The organism is Cytophaga hutchinsonii ATCC 33406 (assembly GCF_000014145.1).
Lineage (GTDB): Bacteria > Bacteroidota > Bacteroidia > Cytophagales > Cytophagaceae > Cytophaga > Cytophaga hutchinsonii.
The window spans coordinates 4280373-4303741 of the sequence record NC_008255.1 but is presented as its reverse complement, the minus strand read 5'-3'; the positions used below and the strand labels follow the sequence as shown (position 1 = coordinate 4303741).

Below are 23369 nucleotides of genomic sequence, written 5' to 3'. Positions count from 1 at the left end.
AATACATTAATCTGTATCAGCAGCCTGTGGTAAATTGTCTACTATTGGTTCAATTCAGATTAGATTACTTTAATAATTGAAAAAATATGAAGCTGCTGGTATAGGCTAAAAATGTCATATACCCGAGTTGAATCAATGGCCATTTCCAGCCTTTTGTTTCTCTGTATACGACGGCGATTGTACTCATGCATTGCATGGCAAATAAATAAAATAATAATAATGAACCTGCACGTGCTACTGTATAATACGGCTGCCCTTCAGCATCTACCTGAGACTTCATAGAATCACGCACAGAAAGTTCATCTTCTGTATTGCCTACACTGTATATTGTTGCCATTGTACCCACAAATACTTCTCTTGCAGCAAAGGATGTAATTAAGGCTATTCCTATTTTCCAGTCAAAACCCAATGGTTTGATCACAGGTTCAATAAATTTGCCAAAATGCCCGGCATAGGAAGCCTCCAGTTTTAACGAGCTGAGTTGTGTTTCATACTCCCCTCCCTGCAATGTGGTTAACATAGGATTGTTTTCAGCTTCTTCCATAGCACTTTTAGGTCCGTATGTAGCCAGTACCCATAATATAACAGAGATTGCTAGAATTATTTTACCTGCTTCGAAAACAAATGTTTTAACTTTTTCAATAATAGAAGTGGCTACATTTTTAAAACGCGGGAATTTATAGGTTGGGAATTCCATAATAAAATAGCTTTTCCCTTTGCCCTTTAATATTAGTTGCATGAACCATGCACTGATAATAGCCATTACAAAACCCAATAAATAAAAGCCCATTAAGGCTACGCCTTGCATATTAAATATGCCTAATACAGAAGATTCCGGAATCATAAGGCCGATCAAAACAGTAAATACCGGTAAGCGCGCCGAACAGCTCATCAACGGTGTTACCATAATGGTGATCAGTCTTTCTTTCCAGGTTTCAATGCTCCGTGTAGCCATAATTGCGGGTACGGCACAGGCTACTCCAGAAATCAGGGGAACAACACTTCTTCCGCTTAACCCGAATTTCCGCATGATTTTATCCATCATAAACATTACCCTGGACATGTATCCGCTTTCTTCCAGAATAGCAATGAACGCAAATAAGAAGGTTATCTGCGGAATAAAAATCAATACACCTTGCAAACCTGAAATAATTCCTTCATTAATAAAATCTTTCAGATACCCATCGGGCATGTAGCCGGAAACAATTCCTTTAAGGCTGCCAAATGCCCTGTCAATCCATTCCATAGGCATCTCAGACCAGGCAAATATGGTTTGAAATATTAAGAACAATACAACAAAGAATAGTACGTAACCCCAGACTTTGTGCGTAACAACCTGATCTATTTTTTTTGACCAACGGATTTTTCCCTGGCGGGCATCTTCACTCATTACCTTATGAATAACGGTATGAATAGCCTCGTATCTGGCCAGCGTTTCTCTGTATTGCAGAGAATTGCTTTGCAAATGATTTTTTTCAACTACTTCCGAAATTTCCTTTTTTTCTTCTTCGGTTAAAATAGTTGTTTTCTTATGTAAGTGCGCCAGCAAAAGCGCCATGTAATCACTGTCTATTTTGAAACGCTCCCGGATATGGGATACAACGGGGCCTGCAACTTCAGAAGATTTGTAAAAACTGTCTGCTGCCACGTGAACGGGGCAAACCAACGCTGCTTTCAATGCATCTATACCTTTCCCCGTACGTGCATTCACTGCAACAACCGGTACTTTTAATTCCTGTTGAATTTTTATCAGGTCAAATGAAATACCTGATTTCTCTGCCAGATCAAGCATGTTTAAGGCAAGAATGACCGGAAAACCCAGATCTTTTACCTGCGTGAACAACAATAAATTCCGCTTGAAATTAGAGGCATCAATAACAACCACTAAAATGTCTGGGGTTTCTCCCCGCATTGTTTCAGTGAGGTAATCAAAGACAACCTGCTCATCTAATGAGCGCGGATAGATACTATACGTGCCCGGTAAGTCAATGATGTCGGCCTGTACCGTAGGACTTAACGTTGATATGCCTGTCTTTTTATCTACGGTTACACCCGGGAAATTTCCGATCTTTTGATTCAAACCAGTTAAATAATTGAAAAGAGAAGATTTACCCGCATTGGGATTGCCGATTAATGCTACTTTTACTCTTTTCATCTGGTTATTGGTATGCGTATTGAAACTGATTTATTACGAAAGCAAAATAGTAGAAGCTTCCTCTAACCGCATTGAAAGCGTATAGCCACAAACGTTAATGCAAATAGGATCTCCTAAAGGAGCTTTTCTGTCCAATTCAATTTCACACCCGGGTAAACAACCCATTTCAAGCAATTTTAAAGATGTTTCTTCATCTGTAAATCCGCAAATGATGCCCTTTTCTCCTATTATAAGATCTGCAACTGTTTTAACGGTGATTGGAATAGACATTCTTATTTAGACTTATTTTAAACAAAGGTACAATCCGAGGGCTTGCTGTGCAAACACATATACAGAATTGTTTCCAAGTCCATGATTCTTACTTGATTAATTTTTATTCTGATACTGAATTAATTTACATCTCCAGCATTTCCGGTTATGAATTATTCTGAGTAAAAAATACGCTTCACGCGGGCGCCAACACTGGTAAGTATTTCATACGGTATTGTACCAATGCGTTTAGCCAGATCTGAAACAGTAGGATTATGTCCGAATAAAATTACTTCATCCCCTTGTGCAGCATGTGCATCGGTAACATCAACCATGCTCATGTCCATGCACACATTTCCAATGATGGGGCAACGCACACCATTAACGAGTACTTCTCCGATACCATTCCCAAATCTGCGGTTATAGCCATCGGCATAACCAACAGCAATGGTCGCTATTTTTGAAGGCTTTGTAACACGGCCTTTACGGCTATATCCTACTGACTCTTCTGTCGTAATTTCTTTTATCTGAGAAATATGTGTTTTGAATACACTGATTGCCTGAAGTTCGTTTTGATATAAACCAGCACTTTCAACGCCATACAAACCAATGCCTAAGCGTACCATATCATAGTGTGCTTCTTTAAAGCGCATGATACCGGAAGAATTCGCTGCATGTTTTATAAATGAGTAATTTAGCGTAGTCTGAAACAGGCTTATAACTTCGTCAAACAAGTTTAATTGATGCGCGGTAAACGCGTCATGCTCCGCACTATCTGAAGCAGCCAGGTGTGTGAAAACAGAATACACTTTCACAAATTCAGTATGTTTTAGTTGCTGCGCAATTTCAGTGACATCTTTCTTTTCAAAGCCCAGGCGCTTCATGCCGGTATCAATCTTGATATGAATACCGATGTGTTTTTGTTTTGCCTGCGCATACTCAATAATCTGTTTCAATAAAACCGGCTCGTATATTTCCGGTTCCAGTTCATAACGCAGTATAGTATCGAAGCTTGATAGCGTCGGGTTCATTACCATAATGGGCAAGGTGATACCATTCTCCCGCAATCTTGCTCCTTCATCTGCATATGCCACTGCAAGATAATCTACGCCATGATATTGCAGCAGTTGTGCAATTTCAAAACCGCCGCTGCCGTATGAAAAAGCTTTTACCATACACATGATCTTTGTGTCGGGCTTAAGCTTGCTGCGGTATACATTCAGGTTGTGAATGAGTGCGTCAAGATTTATTTCAAGAACGGTCTCATGCACCTTGTGCTGTAAGCGGGAAACAATTTTTTCAAATTGAAAAATGCGCGCACCTTTTACAAGAACAATCTCTTTCTCAAAAACAGTTTTAGTTAAGTCTTTGATAAATGCTTCCGTTGTCGGATAATATTCAGCCCTGCCGTTATACCACTTCTTAAGTTCTGTAATCTGGCTGCCGATTGCAATCACGCGTTGTACCTGTGCCGTTGTAAGGTATGAAGCAACTTCTTTGTATAGTACAGCTGAATCCAGGCCCGACTCCAATACATCAGAAAGGATGACCGTTTTTACTTCGCTTTGTTTTACGTGTTCTAAAAAATCCAGTGCAATGGAAAGCCCCGCCAGGTCATTGTTATACGAATCATCAATGAGATAACAATCGTTATTTGCTTCTTTTAGTTCCAGGCGCATGCCAACTGCTTGTAAGCCTGAAATTTTTCTGGACACTTCCTGTATCGAATATCCTAAATAGAATAACGTTGTTGCTACGTGCAGTGCGTTTTCAATCGAAGCATCATCTACAAACGGCAAATAAAAAAATCCTTGATGTTCTTTTGTTTTTACTTCAATCTGTGTTTGAAAAGAATCTTTTGCTGCTATGCTGTATTCAATTGTGGCGCTGCTTTGCAGGGACCAGTTGAATGTTGGCAAGTGCTGTGCCGTTATTTCTGCATGAATCTCCTCGTGATCGCTGCAATATATTACCACTTTACAGTCAGCAAACAATTTCAGTTTCTCCTGAATTTTTTCTTCTCTGTTTTTAAACCCTTTATCATGCGCAGATCCGATATTAGTGAAAATGCCAATCGTTGGTTCAATTACTTTTTGAAGCGCCTGCATTTCCTTTGTAGTAGAAATGCCTGCTTCAAAAATACCTATGGTATGCCTTTCGTTTAATGCCCATACTGAAAGCGGTACGCCGATCTGCGAGTTGTAGCTGCGAGGACTTTTAACAACCGAATAATCTGCCGCTACCGTCTGGCTCAGCCACTCTTTTACAATTGTTTTTGCATTACTTCCCGTAATCGCCACGATTGGTATGTCAAGCTGTTTTCTTCTGTATGCTGCACATGCCTGCAAGGCACTAACAGACGATTTAACACGTATACATGCTGCCTGCGGAATTTCATTTAACGAAATGCTTTTTTCAACAATAAAAATACGCACACCTTTTTTATACATCTCTGTAATGTGTGCGTGCCCATCGTGATGTTTTCCATCAATAGCAAAAAAAACAGCTCCTGCGGGAGCCATCAATTTTCTGCTGTCAATTACTAATTGTTTTATGAATGTGTTTGGCTCTGTCGATTGCTGTATGCATTCACCCTGAACAATCCCGGGCAGTTCATTTACAGATATATCAATGCTCTTCATCGTGTGAAGGTATGGATTCAGTAAGTTTTGAGAATTGCTTGTAATAGACCAGTAATACAATTCCTGCAATAAAACAGAATACAGCCAGTATTCCATATGCATAAACGATATTGGAGCCGTCCATGAAAAATGGCAATGTAAAGATGGACAAGAAAATCAATCTGAATACTGTATTCATTACGTTAAAGAAACTGTTTACTCTACCTGCCAATTCGTTTGGAATGAGCGAAAACAAATACGTAACTCTGAAAATACGTGAACCGGCGTTTGTAAATCCTTTCAGGAACGCCACATTGATAAATATGATCACGGCGCATGTAAGAGAGCTTAGTAAAAATATAGCGCCGGTTGCAAACGTTAATAACACTACCGCTTTAAGCACGGGCATTTTACTGAATAAAGTCTGAATGATTACTCCGGAGAATAATGCACCAAGGCCATACATCAATTCTGTTAATCCCAATACCGGAGCATCTTCTTTTAAGTGATTCAAAACGTATGGTGTCATTAAAGCAAACTGCTCGATGTAGACAACGATAAATATTACAAACGAACAGATTCCGAATAAAGCAACGAGCTGATTGTTGCGCAAATACATATAACCGGTTTTGAGACGTTCGTACAATGTACCTTCATCTGAAATAACAAGTTTCATATTTGGCGAATACTTGATCAATAAAATGATAAGAAAAGAAACAAAATAGGCGATTGCATCGAATAAAAAGATTTCATGTATTTCCCATCTTTCCAATGTTAAATGTATCTGAGTAAACGGAATCTGAAAATCATCCATCCCTTTCAGTAACATGGTACCCATAATTGCAGAACCCATTACGGTTGATTGGCCAACAATTTCAATTAAAGATGTTATTTTCGTGTAATCTTTTGGCTTTGATAATTCCTGGGAAAAGGCATAGAGGTTCGGGTAGTGAATAACATATCCAAACATGGTAAGTGCATATACCATTATTATCAATATATTGGTTAAACTTCCTTCTTTGAAGCCTAATGAAGCAATAGAAAGAATAACAATACCGCCAACGAAATTGGTGCCCAGAAATACATCTTTACGGTTGAAACCATCAATAATAGAACCTGCGTAAAGTGCCCAGAATAAAGAAGCTAAGGTGATTATTGTTAAGCTTAAGCTAAAAAAAGAATAATTATCTATCTTATTGAAATAATAAGGTATTGACATCATGGTAAAGCCTTGTGCAAAGCTTGATACACCATTTGCCGTTAATAAAATTGCTAATGTTTTTTTATTCGTCAATTAATCTATTATCTAAATTGTTGCGTCCCAAATGTCTGCATCCAAAACAACTCATGTTTATACTCCAGCCCAAGCATTCGTAAAAATTGCATCATTTTGTGCTTACCAGGAACGTACCCAACAGGAAGTTCGCATAAAGTTATACGAATATGGCATAAAAAGCGCTGAAGTAGAAGAAATTATTGTAAAATTAATTGAAGACAATTTTTTGAATGAAGAACGGTTTGCAAAGGCATTTGCAGGCGGCAAATTCCGGGTAAAAAAATGGGGACGGAATAAGATAATAAGAGAACTGGAAATGAGGGGATTGAGTCCGTATTGTATAAAATCCGGATTAAAAGAAATCGAAGAGGATGATTATGTGTCTACCATACATCAAATTATTGATAAAAAATCCCGCGAAAGTACCGTAAAAAATATCTATCAAAAAACGCATAAAATTGCTCAATATCTAATTTCAAGAGGCTTTGAGTCGGATCTTGTTTGGGATATTCTGAAAGCAGGTGCAAGAGATTAGTTTCCACTATTGTGTTACTGGTTACCAGACAATAGAATAAAATAGAAGAGCCTTTTACATCTATTAAATGTAAAAGGCTCTTCTATTTTATTATCTAAGTACTCTGTACTCTATACTCCGTACTTTTTTCGTCTGGCAACCAGCACCTGGCAACTACTTCACTGTTTCCGCCTGAAAAAACAACCGCTCATTCAAAGCGTTCAGCGTTTCATTTTTCAACGTGCTGTTAATAAGAATAGAAATGTTTGAAGCACTTCCGCCATATGAAATCATTCTTACCGGAATTGTTTCCATAGCATCAAACAACCGTTTGCTGATTCCCGTTTTTTCTTTTCCGAAATTACCAACAATACATATAATTGTCTGATCGGTATCGACTTCTACAATAGAGAATTCTTTTAATTCTTTTACAATCTGCTCTAAGTTTTTGGCATCATCAATAGTTAATGAAACAGCAACTTCAGAAGTTGTGATCATATCCACAGATGTTTTATAGTTTTCAAATATTTCAAACACTTTCCGAAGGAAGCCATGCGCCTGAAGCATTCTGCTTGATTTTATTTTTATTGCAGTAATATCATCCTTTGCAGCAATCGCAGTAATATCGCGGTCTGAAGGTTTACTGTTTATTACAGTACCTTTTTGTTCAGGCTGCATGGTGTTTAATAACCGTACCGGTACTTTACGTACCTGTGCCGGACGGATACATGTGGGGTGTAAAATTTTTGCTCCGAAGTATGCTAACTCAGCAGCTTCATCAAATGAAATTTCAGGGATCGGGAAGGTGCGTTTTACGATACGCGGATCGTTGTTATGCATACCGTCAATGTCTGTCCAGATCTGAATCTCTTCCATACGAAGCGCAGCACCGATCAACGTAGCTGTATAGTCAGAACCGCCGCGTTTCAGGTTGTCAACTTCTCCATCTGAATTTAAACAAACATATCCTTGTGTAATGTATAATTGCTTGTTTGGATGTTTTGCTAATTGTTCGTTCAGTTTTTCTTCAATATACTCAAGCATCGGCTCACTGTCCGCATCTGTCTTCATGAATTCTAACGCAGGCAATAACGCTGATGAATAGCCTTGTTCGGCCAGGTACTCCTGAAATAAATTTGTAGAGATCAATTCGCCCTGTGCCAAAAAAAAGCGCGTTTCTTTGTCGCCGAAAGAAGGTGCCGTTACATAACTTTTTATCAGTTCATAGTAGGTGCGCATGATCGCGTGGCCCTTATATTTACCTGCTTCGGTTGTATATAATTCTTCTACGAATGCGTGGTATGGGGTAAAAAGTTTTTCAATAGCGTCTTCTGCCGCCTTGATATCTTTCTTGCATAATTTAGTTGATATATCTACCAAAGCATTTGTTGTGCCTGACACAGCAGACAATACAACTACTTTAGGATCCGGACTAGAGATTAATTTAGCGACAGAGTGCATACGCTCTGGTTTCCCTACTGAAGTACCTCCAAATTTTAAAACTCTCATTATCTATTATCTATTAATTGTTCTTACTTGATTTAAATCGTTTGTGCCAGCATTTTTAGCGCTGTAATCGCTGCTTCATCGCCTTTGTTGCCATGCTTGCCGCCGGCACGATCAAAAGCCTGCTCTTTGTTGTCGGTTGTTAATACTCCAAAAATTACCGGTTTATTAAATTTCAGATTTACCTCTGTGATGCCTATTGATACTGCGTTACAGATAAAATCGAAATGTCTCGTTTCACCCTGAATAACGCAACCCAGACAGATAACTGCATCTACTCCTTTTTTCATTGCCAGCCATTGTGCCCCAAGGCTCAGTTCAAATGTGCCGGGAACATTGGTCCGGATAATATTTGCTTTGGGAATGCCGTGTTTTAAAAGTACTTCTACTGCACCTTCATACAAAGGCTCTGTAATTTCTTCGTTCCATTCGGCAACAACAATGCCGAATACTCTAGAAGACAGATTTGGAATTTCCCCGGAATAGCTGCTTAGATTTTTATCTGCGCTTGACATATTTTTTATGTTCTCTTATACAACAAAAGGGATAAAACTTTTGCTTTATCCCTTTTGGCTTTCGATGATTGTTGATTGGATTATTCGGAAGCAGAAAGGGCAGCCTGTGCCTTTGCTTTGTACTTCTTGGCGTCTGCTACATCCTGAGACTTTGGATAATCAGTGATTATCTTATCATATGCATCAGAAGCATCTTTCCAGTTGTTGTTTAATTCATACGCTAATCCTAATTTCATGAGATAGGTAGGTGTGATTTGCTCATTACCTTTATGATCAGCAGCCTTTTTGTAATACTTAATGGCATTTTCCAGATCATTTAATTCAGAATATGCATCACCCATTGCAGCCCAGCTACGTGCCTGCAGGATACCTTCGTTTGAGCTGAATTTTTCAAGGTAATCGATTGACTCCTGAAATTTAGCTTGTTTCAAATAAATAATACCTGTGTAGAAAGCAGCTAGTTTGCCGGCTTTTGTTCCGGAATATTCGTCCGCTACTTCCTGTAAGCCACGGATCCCTTTAGCTTCATCGCCTTTCAACGCTAATTCTAACGAATCCTGTTCAAAATAAAATACCGCTTTGTACATTTCTTCCTGTGCAACGGTATTGTTTTCAGATTGATTGTATTTGTAGAATACAAATGCAGCGATCAAAGCAACGATAACTCCTAAGCCTATAATAGCAGGGTTTTTGTATTTTTCAATCAATTGTTCTGCAGTCATTTTTGATTTGTTATCTGCAAGTACGTGTGCTTTTTGTTCAGCACCTTTTTCGGTTAATTCAGCCATTATTGGTTTGTAAAAAGTATTGGTATTATTCTATTATGAATGGGTAATCTTCTTGTGTATAAACATCTTTGTATGCTTCAGAAGCATCCGGATATGGAGACTCTTCTGCAAACTTCACTGCTTCTTCAACGGTTGCTTTAATTTTAGCATCGATAGCTTCTAAGTCAGCTTCCGTAGCATGTTTTTTCTCTAAAATTACAGCACGAACTTTTTCAATCGGATCCTGTGCCTTGTAAGACTCAAGTTCTTCTTTGGTACGGTATTTAGCAGGGTCAGACATAGAGTGACCTTTGTATCTGTATGTTCTGAACTCTAATAATGTAGGGCCGCCACCGCTTCTGGCTCTTTCAGCAGCTCTTGCTACAGACAAGTGAACTTCTTCCACGCTCATTGCATCTACTGCTTCAGAGGGCATGTCATATGATTCGCCGATTTGATATAATTCTGTTACGTTAGATGTACGCTGTACAGAAGTACCCATCGCATATCCGTTATTTTCGATAACGAAGATCACCGGTATGTTCCACAACATGGCTAAGTTGAATGTTTCATGTAATGCACCCTGACGAACAGCGCCATCACCCATATAACATACACACAGATTATCTGTACCTTTGTACATTTCTGCAAATGCCAAACCAGCGCCAAGCGGAATCTGGCCGCCAACAATACCGTGGCCGCCGGCAAAGTTTACTGCTTTGTCAAAGATGTGCATAGAACCACCTTTGCCTTTAGAAATACCTGTTGCTTTTCCGTACATCTCAGCCATGATTGCTTTGGGATCTGTTCCTAAAACCAATGGTTGGCCGTGATCACGGTATGTCGTAATATAATGATCGCCTTTCTTTAATGCTGACACTGCACCTGCAGCACAAGCTTCCTGGCCAATGTATAAGTGACAGAAACCTTTTATCTTTTGCTGACCGTAAAGTTGTCCTGTCTTCTCTTCAAACTTTCTTACCAATTGCATTTTTTCATACCAGAAAAGGTATGTTTCTTTGGTAAATGCTCCTGCGGATTCTACCTTTGTTTTAGTGTTATCCTTCGCTTTTTCTTTAACACTTGCCATCTCTTCTTATTTGTGCTGTTTACAGTATACTTTGAAGGGCTAAAATAAATAAAATTCATGTATATTGAAAAGATAAGTCTGCTAAATTTCAAGAACTACCCCGAGTTGGAACTGTCTTTTTCTGCCGGGATCAACTTATTTGCAGGCTTAAATGGCAGCGGGAAGACCAATTTGCTGGATAGTATTTATTGTTTGTGTTTGACTAAGAGCTTTTTAAGTACAACGGACCAACAAACCATAACCACCGGCCAGGGATATTTTTCGGCATTGGGATGGTTTCAGGAAAATGCAAAAGAATTTAAAATTCAATATGATTTTGACGGTAAAAAGAAAAGTTTCACCGTCGACAAGAAACCCTATGCCAAAATATCTGAACATATCGGCCGCTTTCCTGCGATTGTACTTACCCCGCATGATACTGATCTGATCCGCAACAGTTCAGAAGACCGGAGAAGATTTTTTGATACACTTTTTTCACAGGCAGACCATGTATATCTGGATGCACTTATCCGATACAATCACTTTATAAAACAGCGGAATGCCTTGTTAAAACAAGCGGCAGACGGTATGCTGGTAGACCGTATTTTAATGGATGCCTATGACCACAATCTGCTGCAATCGGGTAAAATAATTGCTCAGAAACGCGACGAATATCTGAAACGGCTACTGCCCATTTTTCAGGAATATTATTCCTTACTATCTCCTGATCATGAGGCAACGGATATTGAGTATGAAACAAACGTTCTGTCGGCTGATTTTGAACAGGTTTTCAAAGATTCCTATTCAAAAGACCTGATTTTGCAACGTACGAATAAAGGTGTTCATAAGGATGATTTTAAGTTTTTGATCAATAACGAGCCAATTAAGCACTATGGTTCGCAGGGTCAGCAAAAAACATTTGTAATTGCGCTTAAACTTGCCCAATACGAACTTTTGAAAGCGTGCACCGGTCACAATCCCATCTTGTTAATGGACGATATTTTTGATAAGCTGGACGATTTGCGCATCGAAAAACTCATTCATCTTGTTCAGAAATACATTACTGGTCAGTTATTTATATCTGATGCCCGCCCGGACAGGTCTTCCATCTTTTTTCAGTCAAATACAAAAGATTTTCGTATGTTTATAATTGACCGGGGTAAAGTAGAACAGTCACCCCCTTCCCAATCAGAACTAAATACAGATGTATAATAAACCCGAACGTGATTTTAAGCGAAAAAAAGATTCGTTGAGCATAGGCGACGCCATTGAAAACTGGATGGATCAGCTACGCGTGCGTGGTAAATACAAAGAAACCTATATTATTCAGAATTGGGAGAAAATCATGGGTACACCCATCGCAAAGCGAACTACTAATCTGTATATCCGTAATAAGAAACTATACATCCATCTTTCATCCGCACCCTTAAAACACGAATTAAACCAGTCAAAACACAAAGTTGTGGAGTTACTTAATAAGGCTTCGGGGGATAAAGTTCTGGAAGATGTGATCTTTCTTTAAACTAGACCATTATTTATGAATAGTAACCGTACTTACCTATTCCAGCTTGTATTTTTTTTATTTGTTTCCCTGCCAGCGTACAGCCAGTTTGTGCCCGAAAAAATAAAAGGCGGCTTATTTATTGAAAATAAAGGGCAGTGGGAAGAGAATGTACTCTATCGGTCTGAAATTCCTTCCGGGCAGTTATACATTGAAAAAAACCGTTTTCTGTTTAATTTTTACGATCGAGAATCTCTGGCAAGTCATCATAGCCATGGCCACAGCAATCCTTCTGCAAATACATCCAGTCAACGAAGCGGAGGCGGCGATATTTTAAAACCCGGACCAGTTAAGGCACATGCCTACGAAGTAGCTTTTTTAGGTTGCAATCCGATTTCTTCTACTGATGGAATCGATCCGACAACATATAATTACAACTATTTTAAAGGTAACGACAAGAGTAAATGGGGTGGCAATGCCCATGCTTATGGAAAAACGATTCTTAATGATATTTACCCTAAAACTTCATTGGTTTGTTTTGGGCAGGAAACAGGTTTTAAATATGAATTTCATTTGAAGCCCGGCGCAAATCCTGCACTTATTCAATTAAAATATAACGGCGTCGATAGTGTTTATTTAAAAAATGGTGAGCTTATCATTGAAACGTCAGTAACTGATTTTTATGAGCAGAAGCCGTTTGCTTATCAGGAAATTGATGGCAGTAATGTTGCTGTGCCATGCGAGTTTCGCTTGAATGATAATGTGCTGAGTTTTGTTTTTCCGAAGGGATATAATAAACGGTATCCGCTTGTAATTGATCCGCAGTTAATCTTTTCTACGTATTCAGGTTCTTATGTAGATAATTGGGGTAATTCAGCAACATATGATGATGATGGCAATACGTACATGGTCGGAATTGCTTTTGGATTCGGATATCCGGTTACTACAGGAGCGTATCAGGTTAATTTTGTAGGAAATGATTTATATGATGTTGACATAGCAATTATGAAATTCGGCCCTTTGGGAGAATTACGTTATGCTACATATTTAGGAGGTATTGAAACAGAAATGCCGAGCAGCTGTATTGTAAACAGCAAAAAAGAACTTGTGCTTTTTGGATTTACAAGCTCAGGTGGTAGCTATGGCAAAGCATTTCCTACTACTACAGGAGCCTATGATGAAACATTTCATTATGGTGATTATTCCATGCCATTTGGCCCCTATGAGCCGATTTTCTTTGATGAAGGAAGCGACCTGTTTATTTCTATACTCAGCGAAGACGGTAGCAATTTAAAACATTCAACACTAATTGGAGGCAGTTCTAACGATGGTTTTTCCAGTGAGTACGAACCCATTACAAGAAACTATGGAGACCAGCTCAGAGGAGAAATTTTTTGTGATGAGCTTGACAATGTTTATATCGTAACAAAAACATATTCACCGGATATAATTAACACTTCAGTTCCTGGTTATGATAAAACGTTTAATGGCATCATGGATGCTTATGTTTGTAAGCTTACAGGAGATTTAAGCACCATGCTGTGGAATACGTTCATTGGGGGGGCAGGCTATGATGTTGGTTATTCTATACGCGTAACTACAGACAAAACAGTTTACATAACAGGCGGCACAACCAGTACAGATTTGCCCGGTACAGCTTCAGGTATTAAAACAACCTTAGCTGCTGGAGATATTGATGGCTTTGTTGCACACATAAGTGCGGATGGCACCTCGTTATTACATGCTACTTATGTGGGAACGGAATCGTATGATCAATGCTTTTTTATCCAACTCGATGCCCTTGAAAATATTTATATATTAGGACAATCATTAGGTGACTACCCTATGTCACAAGGGGTATATGGAAAAGCTAAGACAGGACAATTTATTCAAAAACTTAATCCGACTCTTTCTCAATCATTGTTATCTACAACGTTTGGTTATACAGAACATCAGGTAAGTATTGTTCCGACTGCATTTTTGGTTAACAGCTGCGATAATATTTTAATTTCAGGATGGGGAGGTAATACAAATATTAACCCATGGTATCCGCGTCCTCAGCGTCCAAATACAAATCCAAATCAATATTTAGGAGGTACTACAAATAATTTACAGACCTCTCCCGACGCTCTTTATAAAACTACCGATGGTTCTGATTTTTATCTACTCGTGTTAGAAAAAGAATGCAAAAGTCTGCTTTATGCAACATTTTATGGCGGAGTCGATGAAGATGATCACGTTGATGGCGGTACAAGCCGTTTTGATAAAAACGGTATTGTGTATCAATCCGTTTGCGGTAGCTGCGGAGGTACGTCCAGATTTCCTACAAGTGACAATGCTGTTTCAAAAATTAACAGATCTGACAACTGCAACAACGCCTGCTTTAAATACGATCTTTCCAGCCTGCGTGCTGACTTCATCATGGATCCGCTTATCGGCTGCGGACCAACTACTGTTACATTAACCAATACCAGTACGGGTGGTGTAGCATTTGAATGGGACCTTGGTGATGGCACAAAAATAAACGGACCAGGACCTGTCACGCATACATATCCAACGCCCGGTACATATCACATTAAACTGATTGCTACAGATCTTACAACCTGTATCGGAAAAGACACCGCCACAAAAACGCTGAATGTATTTGCCATTCCAGGCATTGGCATCACCTTGTCGGATACTACTATATGTCCCGGAGATACAATCAGCATTCTGAAAAACTGTAATCCATATTATACTTACAATTGGGCTCCGTCAATTGAGATGATTAACCCTGCAGTATGCGATGCGCAGTTTTTCCCAAGTATTACCCGTGATTATTACCTGACGGTTATTGATACAAGTACCTGCGTATATACAGATACACTTACTATCCATGTGCCTACATTAATACCCGGAATCAATTGGGAGAACATGACCCATTGTTATGGCAAACCTACCATTGGCTTTAGTAACCCAAGCAAAGGCAGGCTAAAATACCTTTGGGACCTTGGCGACGGAACAACTACAACCGTACAATCTCCTGTTCATGAATATGCCAAAGGCGGCAAATATATAATAAAAGTAAAGGTCTATGCCAATGATACCTGTTTTATAGAATCTACTATACCTCTTGTACTCGATGATATTCAGATTCCGAATTTGTTTACCCCCAATGATGATGGTAAAAATGATTGCTTCGAAATAAAAGGCTTGTATCCAAACTGGAAGGTTGAAGTGTATAACCCATGGAGCAAAGCTATATTTAAAACAGATTCGTATAACAATGAATTCTGCGGAGAGGGTCTGAGTTCGAGTGTATATTATTACCTGGTTTGCCCGCCATATGGTAAATGCTGTAAAAGCTGGGTTCAGATCATTATTGATAAATAAGACAAGATGCGTATTCTTCCCTTAATTGCTATTTACTTATTTTGTTTTTCGGCTTACTCTCAGCAGCAGGATCAAAACGCTGTAACTGTTTCGGTAAAACGCACCATTCAATATCAAACCACTGCCGACTGGACCAAAACATCTTCTACCTATGATAAAAAGCAAGGGATAGAAGTTGTAAATTATCAGCGCAGCCCTATAAAAACAGATTCAACTAACACATTTATTGTTACACAATCCTGCAAGGTAGAAAATGCCCGCGGTGCATCTATTAAAGCCTATTCACTTGCTTCCTTAAGTATGTTTCAGAAAGCAGACGGATTTAAAATCACAAAAACATTTACTCATACGGATGGCTTGCTGCAAATTCCTTATACGGTTGGCTACTGGGCTGTGTACACAGATAAAAATAAGACGCAGCACAAGGTAGTTATTATCCATGGCATACATTCAAACGGAAACGGTTTCCAATTTTTTATTGATTGCCCTGCACCAGTCTTTGAACAATCCGAAGTTGAAATTACCGCTCAGGTAAGCTCCTTAAAGCTTCTTTAGGCCTATAAAAAAAGAAAAACGGCACATTGGGAAGTTGTGCCGCTTTTCACTTTAACAGGAATTATGAATAGGAAATTGTTATCTATTACTTATATATACCAACAAGGTAAACAGAGGTAACCGCTCTTTTGTATTATTTAACAAAAGAATACATCTGAAAGATATTTTTATTCGGTAACAGATAGCCAATCAGTATTTTTTCTTTAAAATCAACGATTCTGATCAATTCGGGCTTTTTGTCTTTAAACACGCCGGTTTCGAAATTGCTGACACGCTCCCTAAGTGAGATGGGTACAATACCTTCTTCGTGATTAAACGTACTTGTATCCAGCATAGAATGGAAATATAGGGTACGTATAGTAGTTGTACTGCTGTTATATGGGTAATAACCGTTGTAGCCGTTGTAATACCCGGGAGAACCCCACCCGTAATTGCTGTATGGGTAACCTCCGTAACCCATATTTCCCATGCCCATGCCCATGCCTCCCATACCCATGCCCATGCCCATACCCATTCCGATGGATATATTAGGGCCGCCGCCATTTGGTCCATTATAATTATTGGAAACATATTCTTCGTAACTCCCTATTTCGACAATATAGATACTGTCCCGTTGATTTACAGCTATGCTTAAATTACTGTTTAGCACTTTTTTGTAAAACGCGGCATTGTCTTCAAGCACCCGGTGTTTGTCTTCACTGTTTTCCTGAATAATGGGCCCATTCTTGAAGTTTATGGTATTGTTTGGAGTAGAAAAAAAGCTTCCGTATGTTTTATTGCTATTTATATCAATGGCTGTAAACGTAAGCTGATCCGGATTCATGGTAATACGAAACAAAATTCCATTCAGCAAAAATGAATTGCCTTGTTTTTTAGATGAATTATTTCCTTTGTCCTGATTGAATAAAAATTGCTTGTATACAGATGTGTTATCTTCCAGATTTAATTGTATTACATGCGAATAATCCGGATCGTCAAATACCAGATAAATATACTGATCGAACGCATATATTTTTTTTGTTGCGCGGGAAGACTTTACATTGTTTTCGATGTCGTAATATATCCGGTCGATCCCAAGCGTAACATCCGCTTCTTCATTTAATAAATTATTTCCATTGCTTAACCGTTTATACATGTCAGGCATTTCGATGGGATACGTATGGTTCTGCATCTTGCCATCCACCACGGCGTGCACGTTAATCTGGCTCTTGCCTTGTGTAACCGTGAGCAAATTAAATTTGTTGTTTAAAAAAACACTTTTAAGATATTTGTCTGTATATGCAAGCTCACCCACGGTTCTTCTTGTTGTTTGTCCGCTGGCACGTATCACATTCAGCTGTGTTATTGCACGTGTTTTTTCACTGAAAAAATACAACGTACAGCTGTCATTCTGTAATTGCAGGCCTAAGTAAATATCTTTGCGCAGTTGAGATGGTACTGTGATTAAAATATCTCCTGTTTTTTTATTTGCATTGTCATAAAACGCAAATTCAAATTGTGTGGGGGTCTTAAAAGCCAATACATAATTTTCATTTTCGTCAACGGCCGAATAGATGTTCTCAACTTTTTTTACAAGCAAATTCAGAGAACCTTCTTCGTTTTGAGCAAGAGCAAAAAACGAAAGTACATATAAGAAGCATGTTATGTAAATTGATTTTATCATTTTTTAACCCTCTTACTAATTTAATACTATAAGATACACATTACATTGAAATTAGTAAAGTGCTTACCGAAGCTTTAACAAAGGATATCTGTTATAACGAAACAGTATTTCCCTTTTGTATAACTGATAACGGTTGAAAAAAATTATTCAACATAGAGTACCAGTCCTTTCAGGTATTCACCTTCCGGATGGTAAATGTTTATCGGGTGATCTGCCGGCTGATGCATCTGATGTATGATACGCACATTTCTATAAGAGTCTGCCGCTGCGCCGAAAACAATCTTTTGAAACAGGTCTTTATCTATATTCTGCGAACAGGAATAGGTAAATAACAAGCCGCCTTTCTTTATTTTACGGAATGCTTTTAAATTGATCTGCTTATAACCACGACAGGCATTAGCAACTGCTTTGGCAGATTTTGCAAATGCAGGCGGATCAAGAACAATAATATCGTAATAATCCTTTTCAATATCTCCTAAAAAATCAAAGCAGTCTGCCGCAATCGTACCGTGCTTATAACCCGGATAATTCAGCTCCATATTTTTTCCAGCCAGCGCAACAGCCTCTTTTGATATATCAACCGAGTCAACGACTTCTGCACCGCCTGAAGCCGCATATACACTGAAGCCTCCGGTATAACAAAATGTATTTAATACTTTTTTACCTTTTGAATAGGAACGCAGCAGTTCTCTGTTTTCACGCTGATCAACAAAGAATCCGGTTTTCTGTCCATCAATAAAATCAACCTCAAACAACACATCGTTTTCTTTAACAATGACCGGTACTTCTACCCCGCCAAGCAGCCAGCCGCTTCCTGTACGTATATCTTCCAGTACCGTTGATGATGTTTTTGCTTTTATATAAATATGCTTAAAACCAATTTCAACAAGGGCTTTCTGAATGGCCGGCACAATTTTTTCTACGCCGCGTATCAATACCTGCAATACCACTACATCAGCATATACATCCGCAATAATGCCCGGAAAAAAATCCCCTTCTGCATGCAGTAAGCGATAAACATTTGTTTTTCCGAATTGTATAACTGTCTGGCGCAGTGCGAACGCATTTTTTAATTTAACTGCCCAATAATTTTCTGTAAGAACTTCTTCTGTAAGAGTGTCCCACTCAAACATTCTGCACACAATCTGGCTTTTGTGCGATAAAAATCCATAACCCAGTTTTTTGTTTTCGAAATCTGTAACAGCTACAATTGTTCCTTCTTCGTTTTCAGGTAATTTTGCAACTGCCCCTGAAAAGATCCACGGATGGCGGTTGTTGATTGAACGCTCTTTACCCTTTTTTAACTGAAGAATCGGAATTGCCATAGTAACTTTATTTTAATTTGTAAAGTTATTGAATTAACTTGATAATAAGTGTTCAAAATACTTAATTTACACCCTCACAACTATCTAATAAATTGATTGATATGAAAAAGTATACCTTAGCCTTTTTTATTATTTTATGTTCAGGCTTCGCTGGATACGCCCAGAATAAAAAACTGTATGGTGTATTTGAAAATAAAATCTTATTCCAGCAAGGGCTTGTGCAGGATAGTGCCGGAAACAACGTAACCGGTATTTTACGTTTTGCGCCATTTGTAAATTATACCATACAGGCTCACAAGGATTTTGGTAACAAGTTTGGCATCTACACCGGTGTTGGTATAAAAAACGTTGGCTTTATTTTAAAGTATGATACGCTTGTTGTTAAAAGCCGTGCATATTGTCTGAGTGTTCCGCTTGGCATTAAGTTTGGCAATATGGACAAAGAAACTTATTTCTATGCGGCAGGAGAGTTCTTAGCTCAGATTGACTACAAAGAAAAAGTATTTTTGGATGGCGATAAAAGTAAAAGAAATAACAATAATGACATAAATAAAATAAACTACTCTGCTATGGTTGGTTTCAATATGAAAGCTTTCACCGTTGGGCTTGAATATACATTAAACAATTTTTATGGAGACAGTTATAATTTAGTACCAGAAAAATCTAAACCAAATGCTGCATTTGGCACACCATCGAAGTCAAATATTTTAACATTCTTCATTGGTTTCAGAACAAATTTAAGTGCGAGAGAAGCTGCTGCGCCAGAAAAAAAACAACTTCAGCAGGCAAGGTTGTATCAATACTAATTCATTCGTAAAATAGTTAATTAAAAAGCCCTTACTGATTTTAGTAAGGGCTTTTTAATTAACTATTTTACCAGTATCGGAAAGTTTACTTCAAGATCTGTTTCTCCGAGTGATGCGTTGCCATTACCTGTTATTGGCTTTAAGCCTGGCTGATGCTTTAATACAACCTGAAGTTTATTTGTTTTTTGAACGAAAGCAGATCCTGTCTGAATATTCATACTCAAACCTACCGGAACATTGTTATCATCAAAATCGAGATAGTTTGTTGTTAACTCATATGTTCCAATTTTAGAATAAAAAAATTGGTGTTCGTCTTTTTCTGCTTCTATTTCTTTTGATGTTGTATCAACAGGATTTTTCGTTTCATCTAAAACCAATACCTGTACATGATACTCCGTATTCGCATCTAATCGAATCGTATCAATGATTGGCGCGTTTCCGCCATCTCCATCTAAATCACGATAAGAAGCATACATTTCAGCAGCAGTGTTTGATACGGGCTTAATGATTAATTTTACTGTCGTTACAAGTTCTGTTTCGTTGGGATTAACAGGACTTGCCACATCTTTATCATCTTTTTTACAAGATACGAATGTGCTTAATGCAGCTATAAGCAAGCATATGTTTACGATTGAATTGGTGTAATTTTTCATAATACTGTTTTTTAATTTTTTGTAAAATCTAATGGTATCTGCAAACGGAGAATAATATTTCTCCCTGCTGCATCAGCATAATATCTGAAGCGGTCTAAATAATCTCTATAACGCGTGTTCAGCAAATTCTGACCTGTCAGCGTTACCAGCATGTCTTGTTTAGCAATGGTTATATGTGTTCCGATTTCTGCCTGAAGCAGGAAGTATCCGGGCGGCGGTGATTTATAATCTCCATCTGCAGGTGTGTTGCTTTTATGCGCAACCCAGATACCGTCAAGCGACAGATATGGTTTTATAATCCTTCCTTTCGATGGAAGCAGATATTTAATGCCATTTTGCCACCTTGTGGGCGGAATATATATCAGCCAGTCATGTTGTGTACGGTCGTATGCACTGACAAGTGATAAACGCGTTGAATAAATCAGATGCTTTGAAAGGCTGTCATTAAATGCAATATCAAAGCCGCCATACGTTGCATTCACCTGCGTATATTCAAATGTCGGAAAAGCTCCGCGTATGGTTAATGTAGGCGGAAATGCCGGCTTTAAATAAATGTAATTGTTGAAATAATATCCATAGGTATGGAAATACCCAAAACATTTTTTAAAGACATAGTTTAATGTCATCGAAACATTTACCGAATGTTCAGACGTTAAATCAGGATTTCCGATCTCGTAGGCCGCGGCTCCATGATGCACGCCATTGCTGTACAATTCATTTACGTTAGGAGGTCTGAATGCCGTACCGGCTGTGGTTTGAAGATTCAAATAGTCGTTCAGTACTGTTGCAACACCAACGCTTACGGTAGGGCTTTGAAAAGAACGATCGGGTGTCTGCAAACTATTATTTTCATAATAATAGGATTGCACCGTTTTATAATCGTAGCGCAAGCCTGCTTCAATCGTTGTCTTTAAAGACGCCTGGTATGATTCCGTTATATAAAGCCCAATGGCATTGCTGCGGAAATTGGGAATAAAATATCTTCCTTCATATGTATTGGATTGATTGATATATGCCGCGCCAACTACCCCTTTTATCCTTCCGATCGTATGTTCTACATACGATTGTATAAGTTGAGTTGTCAGTTCAAACTGCAGCTGTGCCTGGTCAGGCAAGTTTGGATTGTACGCTTTGTGGCTGTCATACTCCTGGCGCTTGTTGTATTGACGTGCATATTCAAATACCAGCCGGCTCTGTCCGAATTTATAATATGCTTTGTTTTTCCAGAGTTCGTGCGTTACTACTTGCTTCGGACGTTCAATGGCATAGGAAAATCCGGATGTTACCGCAGGCTGATCGTTATTGATTGCATTAATCAGATCTGTTACATTACCAATATGTGATCCGGAAAATATGCCCAACTCCGTATTGAACTGGCTGTAAAATGTTTCAACACCCCAGCGGTTACGCTGATAGACTGCAGCCCAGGAAAAATTAGTTTCCTGAAAGCCCGTATTCTTCAGCCAGTAATCAGGTGTCTTTGTATTACCGCCCTTACGAAGCGTTCCCTGCAAACGTACAGCAAGACCCGGCATGTTTTTAAAACCATGTTCTACGATCCCTGAAACCACGCCCGCTCTGTTGTTACTAAAGCCTCCCAGGTTTAAGAGGGCCTTTGTCCCACGGAATGTATTCAGCTCTTCCGGCTCCAGCAATACAACACCTCCGATTGCATCAGACCCGTACCGGATAGACTGTGCACCTTTGATAACTGTAATGCGGCTGGCGATAAACGGGTCTACTTCAGGAGCATGTTCGTTGCCCCATTGCTGTCCTTCCTGCCGTATTCCATTATTCAAAATTAAAACCCTTGAACCATACATACCTTGAATAACAGGCTTGAATATGGTAGGACCGGTTTGTATAGCTGAAACGCCGGGAATGGATTTTAAACTTTCACCTAAACTTGTGCCTCTTAACCGTGCAAGTTCATCTTTCTCCAATATTTCCTTCGAACTTATTTCCGGTTGATTTGTGTGCAGCGGATCTATGATAATAATTTCCTTTTCATCAGAAGATTGCTCCATACTGATCACTATGGAATTTTTTACAGGAACAATTATGGTTGTGTCTTTATGAAAACATGAAACCATATCTATATGCAATCTGTATACACCTTCACACAAAGAGTCGATCTCAAATACACCTTCTGTATTTGAAAGTACATAGCTATTAAGTTCCTGCACAAAAACCAATGCACCGGCAACCGGTTCTTTCGTATTTTGATACTGAATAAATCCGTAAATTTTATTTGAACAATACGATGATACATGCATGGATTGTGCCTGCAGTTCAATAATAGAAATACAAACAATTACCCATGCAAAAACAAACTTTTTCACACGTTAACTGAATTAAACCAACAAAAGACTTGATTGTCTGCTAAACTGAAATGCTTAGTAACGTGGCGGGCCTCTGCCTTGAGCGTGTATAGAAAAAACGATTGACTGGCGTGCTGTTTCAGCATATGCCAGTTTAAAGATGAGCGCAAGTAAAAGAATTGAAAAAATTGCAGGAAGAATAAAGTCGGCTGCAACAATATCGAGCGAGCAGATAAGACAATGCTCACCAGAATCTTCGTTGATCCCCTGTGCATACGATTGCTCTTTGTGGTTGTGTAAATTTGGAATTACAACCTGCACAAACAGCAATAATGCTATGCTTATAATTAACTGATATGTCCGTTTCTTTTGCAACACCTGAGTATACAAAATACAACCTATTTAAGTTCAATTACAAAAAATATTTATTAAATCTGCTGAATGCTAGATAATTCGAGCTCTAACAGATGAGTTATTGTAGTTCAGGGAGTGTAAACAGAA

Annotated in this window: 19 protein-coding genes; 6 read left to right on the top strand and 13 right to left on the bottom strand. The window is 38.6% G+C overall.

Features of this window, described 5'->3' with window-relative positions:
• Positions 1 to 64: 64 nt before the first annotated feature.
• From feoB to CHU_RS18085, 4 genes are all read right to left on the bottom strand, one after another.
• Positions 65 to 2155, bottom strand: coding sequence for a ferrous iron transport protein B (gene feoB / locus CHU_RS18100; RefSeq protein ID WP_011587064.1), 2091 nt, complete (start codon positions 2153 to 2155; stop codon positions 65 to 67).
• 33 nt (positions 2156 to 2188) lie between these two features.
• Complete coding sequence (locus CHU_RS18095; RefSeq protein ID WP_011587063.1) at positions 2189 to 2425, bottom strand: FeoA family protein; 237 nt, start codon at positions 2423 to 2425, stop codon at positions 2189 to 2191.
• Positions 2426 to 2577: 152 nt separating this feature from the next.
• Positions 2578 to 5142: a bifunctional UDP-N-acetylmuramoyl-tripeptide:D-alanyl-D-alanine ligase/alanine racemase gene (locus CHU_RS18090; protein WP_238379312.1), complete on the bottom strand. Its 2565-nt coding sequence runs from the start codon at positions 5140 to 5142 to the stop codon at positions 2578 to 2580.
• Positions 5033 to 6319: an MFS transporter gene (locus CHU_RS18085; protein WP_011587061.1), complete on the bottom strand. Its 1287-nt coding sequence runs from the start codon at positions 6317 to 6319 to the stop codon at positions 5033 to 5035. Before CHU_RS18085 ends, CHU_RS18090 begins: the two co-directional genes overlap by 110 nt.
• A gap of 31 nt (positions 6320 to 6350) precedes the next feature.
• Between CHU_RS18085 and CHU_RS18080 the strand changes: the two genes are divergently transcribed.
• Entirely contained in the window at positions 6351 to 6836 is a 486-nt protein-coding gene (locus CHU_RS18080) for a regulatory protein RecX (RefSeq protein ID WP_011587060.1), read from the top strand.
• Positions 6837 to 6989: 153 nt separating this feature from the next.
• On the opposite strand, the gene CHU_RS18075 is transcribed toward CHU_RS18080, so the two are convergent.
• The 4 genes from CHU_RS18075 to pdhA form a co-directional block, all read right to left on the bottom strand.
• On the bottom strand, positions 6990 to 8324 hold the full coding sequence (locus CHU_RS18075; RefSeq protein WP_011587059.1) for an aspartate kinase: 1335 nt from the start codon (positions 8322 to 8324) through the stop codon (positions 6990 to 6992).
• Positions 8325 to 8356: 32 nt separating this feature from the next.
• Positions 8357 to 8836, bottom strand: a complete 480-nt coding sequence (gene ribH, locus CHU_RS18070; RefSeq protein ID WP_011587058.1) for a 6,7-dimethyl-8-ribityllumazine synthase — start codon at positions 8834 to 8836, stop codon at positions 8357 to 8359.
• 80 nt (positions 8837 to 8916) lie between these two features.
• Positions 8917 to 9624: a tetratricopeptide repeat protein gene (locus CHU_RS18065; protein WP_041932492.1), complete on the bottom strand. Its 708-nt coding sequence runs from the start codon at positions 9622 to 9624 to the stop codon at positions 8917 to 8919.
• Positions 9625 to 9649: 25 nt separating this feature from the next.
• Positions 9650 to 10693, bottom strand: a complete 1044-nt coding sequence (pdhA, locus tag CHU_RS18060) for a pyruvate dehydrogenase (acetyl-transferring) E1 component subunit alpha (protein ID WP_011587056.1) — start codon at positions 10691 to 10693, stop codon at positions 9650 to 9652.
• 57 nt (positions 10694 to 10750) lie between these two features.
• On the opposite strand from pdhA, the gene recF reads away from it, so the two are divergent.
• Genes recF through CHU_RS18040 form a run of 4 tightly spaced genes read left to right on the top strand, consistent with a single transcriptional unit; the run spans position 10751 to position 16100 of the window.
• Complete coding sequence (recF, locus tag CHU_RS18055) at positions 10751 to 11884, top strand: DNA replication/repair protein RecF (protein ID WP_011587055.1); 1134 nt, start codon at positions 10751 to 10753, stop codon at positions 11882 to 11884.
• Positions 11877 to 12194 carry a DUF721 domain-containing protein gene (locus tag CHU_RS18050; RefSeq protein ID WP_011587054.1) on the top strand — a complete coding sequence of 106 codons (318 nt, stop codon included), beginning with the start codon at positions 11877 to 11879 and terminating at the stop codon, positions 12192 to 12194. The genes recF and CHU_RS18050 overlap by 8 nt, the downstream gene beginning before the upstream one ends.
• Positions 12195 to 12209: 15 nt before the next feature.
• Complete coding sequence (locus tag CHU_RS18045; protein ID WP_011587053.1) at positions 12210 to 15545, top strand: PKD domain-containing protein; 3336 nt, start codon at positions 12210 to 12212, stop codon at positions 15543 to 15545.
• Positions 15546 to 15551: 6 nt separating this feature from the next.
• Positions 15552 to 16100, top strand: coding sequence for a hypothetical protein (locus tag CHU_RS18040; protein WP_011587052.1), 549 nt, complete (start codon positions 15552 to 15554; stop codon positions 16098 to 16100).
• A gap of 133 nt (positions 16101 to 16233) precedes the next feature.
• Here the strand turns inward: CHU_RS18040 and CHU_RS19635 are convergent, their stop codons facing one another.
• Both CHU_RS19635 and CHU_RS18030 read right to left on the bottom strand, forming a co-directional pair.
• A complete protein-coding gene (locus CHU_RS19635) occupies positions 16234 to 17763 on the bottom strand; it encodes a hypothetical protein (protein ID WP_011587051.1) in 1530 nt (509 codons plus the stop codon).
• Positions 17764 to 17906: 143 nt separating this feature from the next.
• Positions 17907 to 19088: a class I SAM-dependent rRNA methyltransferase gene (locus tag CHU_RS18030; RefSeq protein WP_011587050.1), complete on the bottom strand. Its 1182-nt coding sequence runs from the start codon at positions 19086 to 19088 to the stop codon at positions 17907 to 17909.
• Positions 19089 to 19189: 101 nt separating this feature from the next.
• Between CHU_RS18030 and CHU_RS18025 the strand changes: the two genes are divergently transcribed.
• Positions 19190 to 19894 carry a hypothetical protein gene (locus CHU_RS18025; protein WP_041932490.1) on the top strand — a complete coding sequence of 235 codons (705 nt, stop codon included), beginning with the start codon at positions 19190 to 19192 and terminating at the stop codon, positions 19892 to 19894.
• A gap of 62 nt (positions 19895 to 19956) precedes the next feature.
• Here the strand turns inward: CHU_RS18025 and CHU_RS18020 are convergent, their stop codons facing one another.
• Genes CHU_RS18020 through CHU_RS18010 form a run of 3 tightly spaced genes read right to left on the bottom strand, consistent with a single transcriptional unit; the run spans position 19957 to position 23258 of the window.
• Positions 19957 to 20547, bottom strand: a complete 591-nt coding sequence (locus tag CHU_RS18020) for a hypothetical protein (protein WP_011587048.1) — start codon at positions 20545 to 20547, stop codon at positions 19957 to 19959.
• Positions 20548 to 20558: 11 nt separating this feature from the next.
• Positions 20559 to 22889 (bottom strand): TonB-dependent receptor, encoded by a 2331-nt coding sequence (locus CHU_RS18015; RefSeq protein ID WP_011587047.1) that lies wholly within the window; start codon positions 22887 to 22889, stop codon positions 20559 to 20561.
• A gap of 54 nt (positions 22890 to 22943) precedes the next feature.
• Positions 22944 to 23258 carry a hypothetical protein gene (locus tag CHU_RS18010; RefSeq protein WP_011587046.1) on the bottom strand — a complete coding sequence of 105 codons (315 nt, stop codon included), beginning with the start codon at positions 23256 to 23258 and terminating at the stop codon, positions 22944 to 22946.
• Positions 23259 to 23369 lie beyond the last annotated feature (111 nt).

Coding starts and splice junctions, on each gene's coding strand:
- CHU_RS18045 (WP_011587053.1), top strand. CDS start 12,210: ATGAATAGTAACCGTACTTACCTATTCCAGCTTGTATTTTTTTTATTT.
- CHU_RS18030 (WP_011587050.1), bottom strand. CDS start 19,088: ATGGCAATTCCGATTCTTCAGTTAAAAAAGGGTAAAGAGCGTTCAATC.
- recF (WP_011587055.1), top strand. CDS start 10,751: ATGTATATTGAAAAGATAAGTCTGCTAAATTTCAAGAACTACCCCGAG.
- CHU_RS18050 (WP_011587054.1), top strand. CDS start 11,877: ATGTATAATAAACCCGAACGTGATTTTAAGCGAAAAAAAGATTCGTTG.
- CHU_RS18020 (WP_011587048.1), bottom strand. CDS start 20,547: ATGAAAAATTACACCAATTCAATCGTAAACATATGCTTGCTTATAGCT.
- CHU_RS18075 (WP_011587059.1), bottom strand. CDS start 8,324: ATGAGAGTTTTAAAATTTGGAGGTACTTCAGTAGGGAAACCAGAGCGT.
- CHU_RS18090 (WP_238379312.1), bottom strand. CDS start 5,142: ATGGAATACTGGCTGTATTCTGTTTTATTGCAGGAATTGTATTACTGG.
- feoB (WP_011587064.1), bottom strand. CDS start 2,155: ATGAAAAGAGTAAAAGTAGCATTAATCGGCAATCCCAATGCGGGTAAA.
- CHU_RS18040 (WP_011587052.1), top strand. CDS start 15,552: ATGCGTATTCTTCCCTTAATTGCTATTTACTTATTTTGTTTTTCGGCT.
- CHU_RS18065 (WP_041932492.1), bottom strand. CDS start 9,624: ATGGCTGAATTAACCGAAAAAGGTGCTGAACAAAAAGCACACGTACTT.
- CHU_RS18025 (WP_041932490.1), top strand. CDS start 19,190: ATGAAAAAGTATACCTTAGCCTTTTTTATTATTTTATGTTCAGGCTTC.
- CHU_RS18095 (WP_011587063.1), bottom strand. CDS start 2,425: ATGTCTATTCCAATCACCGTTAAAACAGTTGCAGATCTTATAATAGGA.
- ribH (WP_011587058.1), bottom strand. CDS start 8,836: ATGTCAAGCGCAGATAAAAATCTAAGCAGCTATTCCGGGGAAATTCCA.
- CHU_RS19635 (WP_011587051.1), bottom strand. CDS start 17,763: ATGATAAAATCAATTTACATAACATGCTTCTTATATGTACTTTCGTTT.
- CHU_RS18080 (WP_011587060.1), top strand. CDS start 6,351: ATGTCTGCATCCAAAACAACTCATGTTTATACTCCAGCCCAAGCATTC.
- pdhA (WP_011587056.1), bottom strand. CDS start 10,693: ATGGCAAGTGTTAAAGAAAAAGCGAAGGATAACACTAAAACAAAGGTA.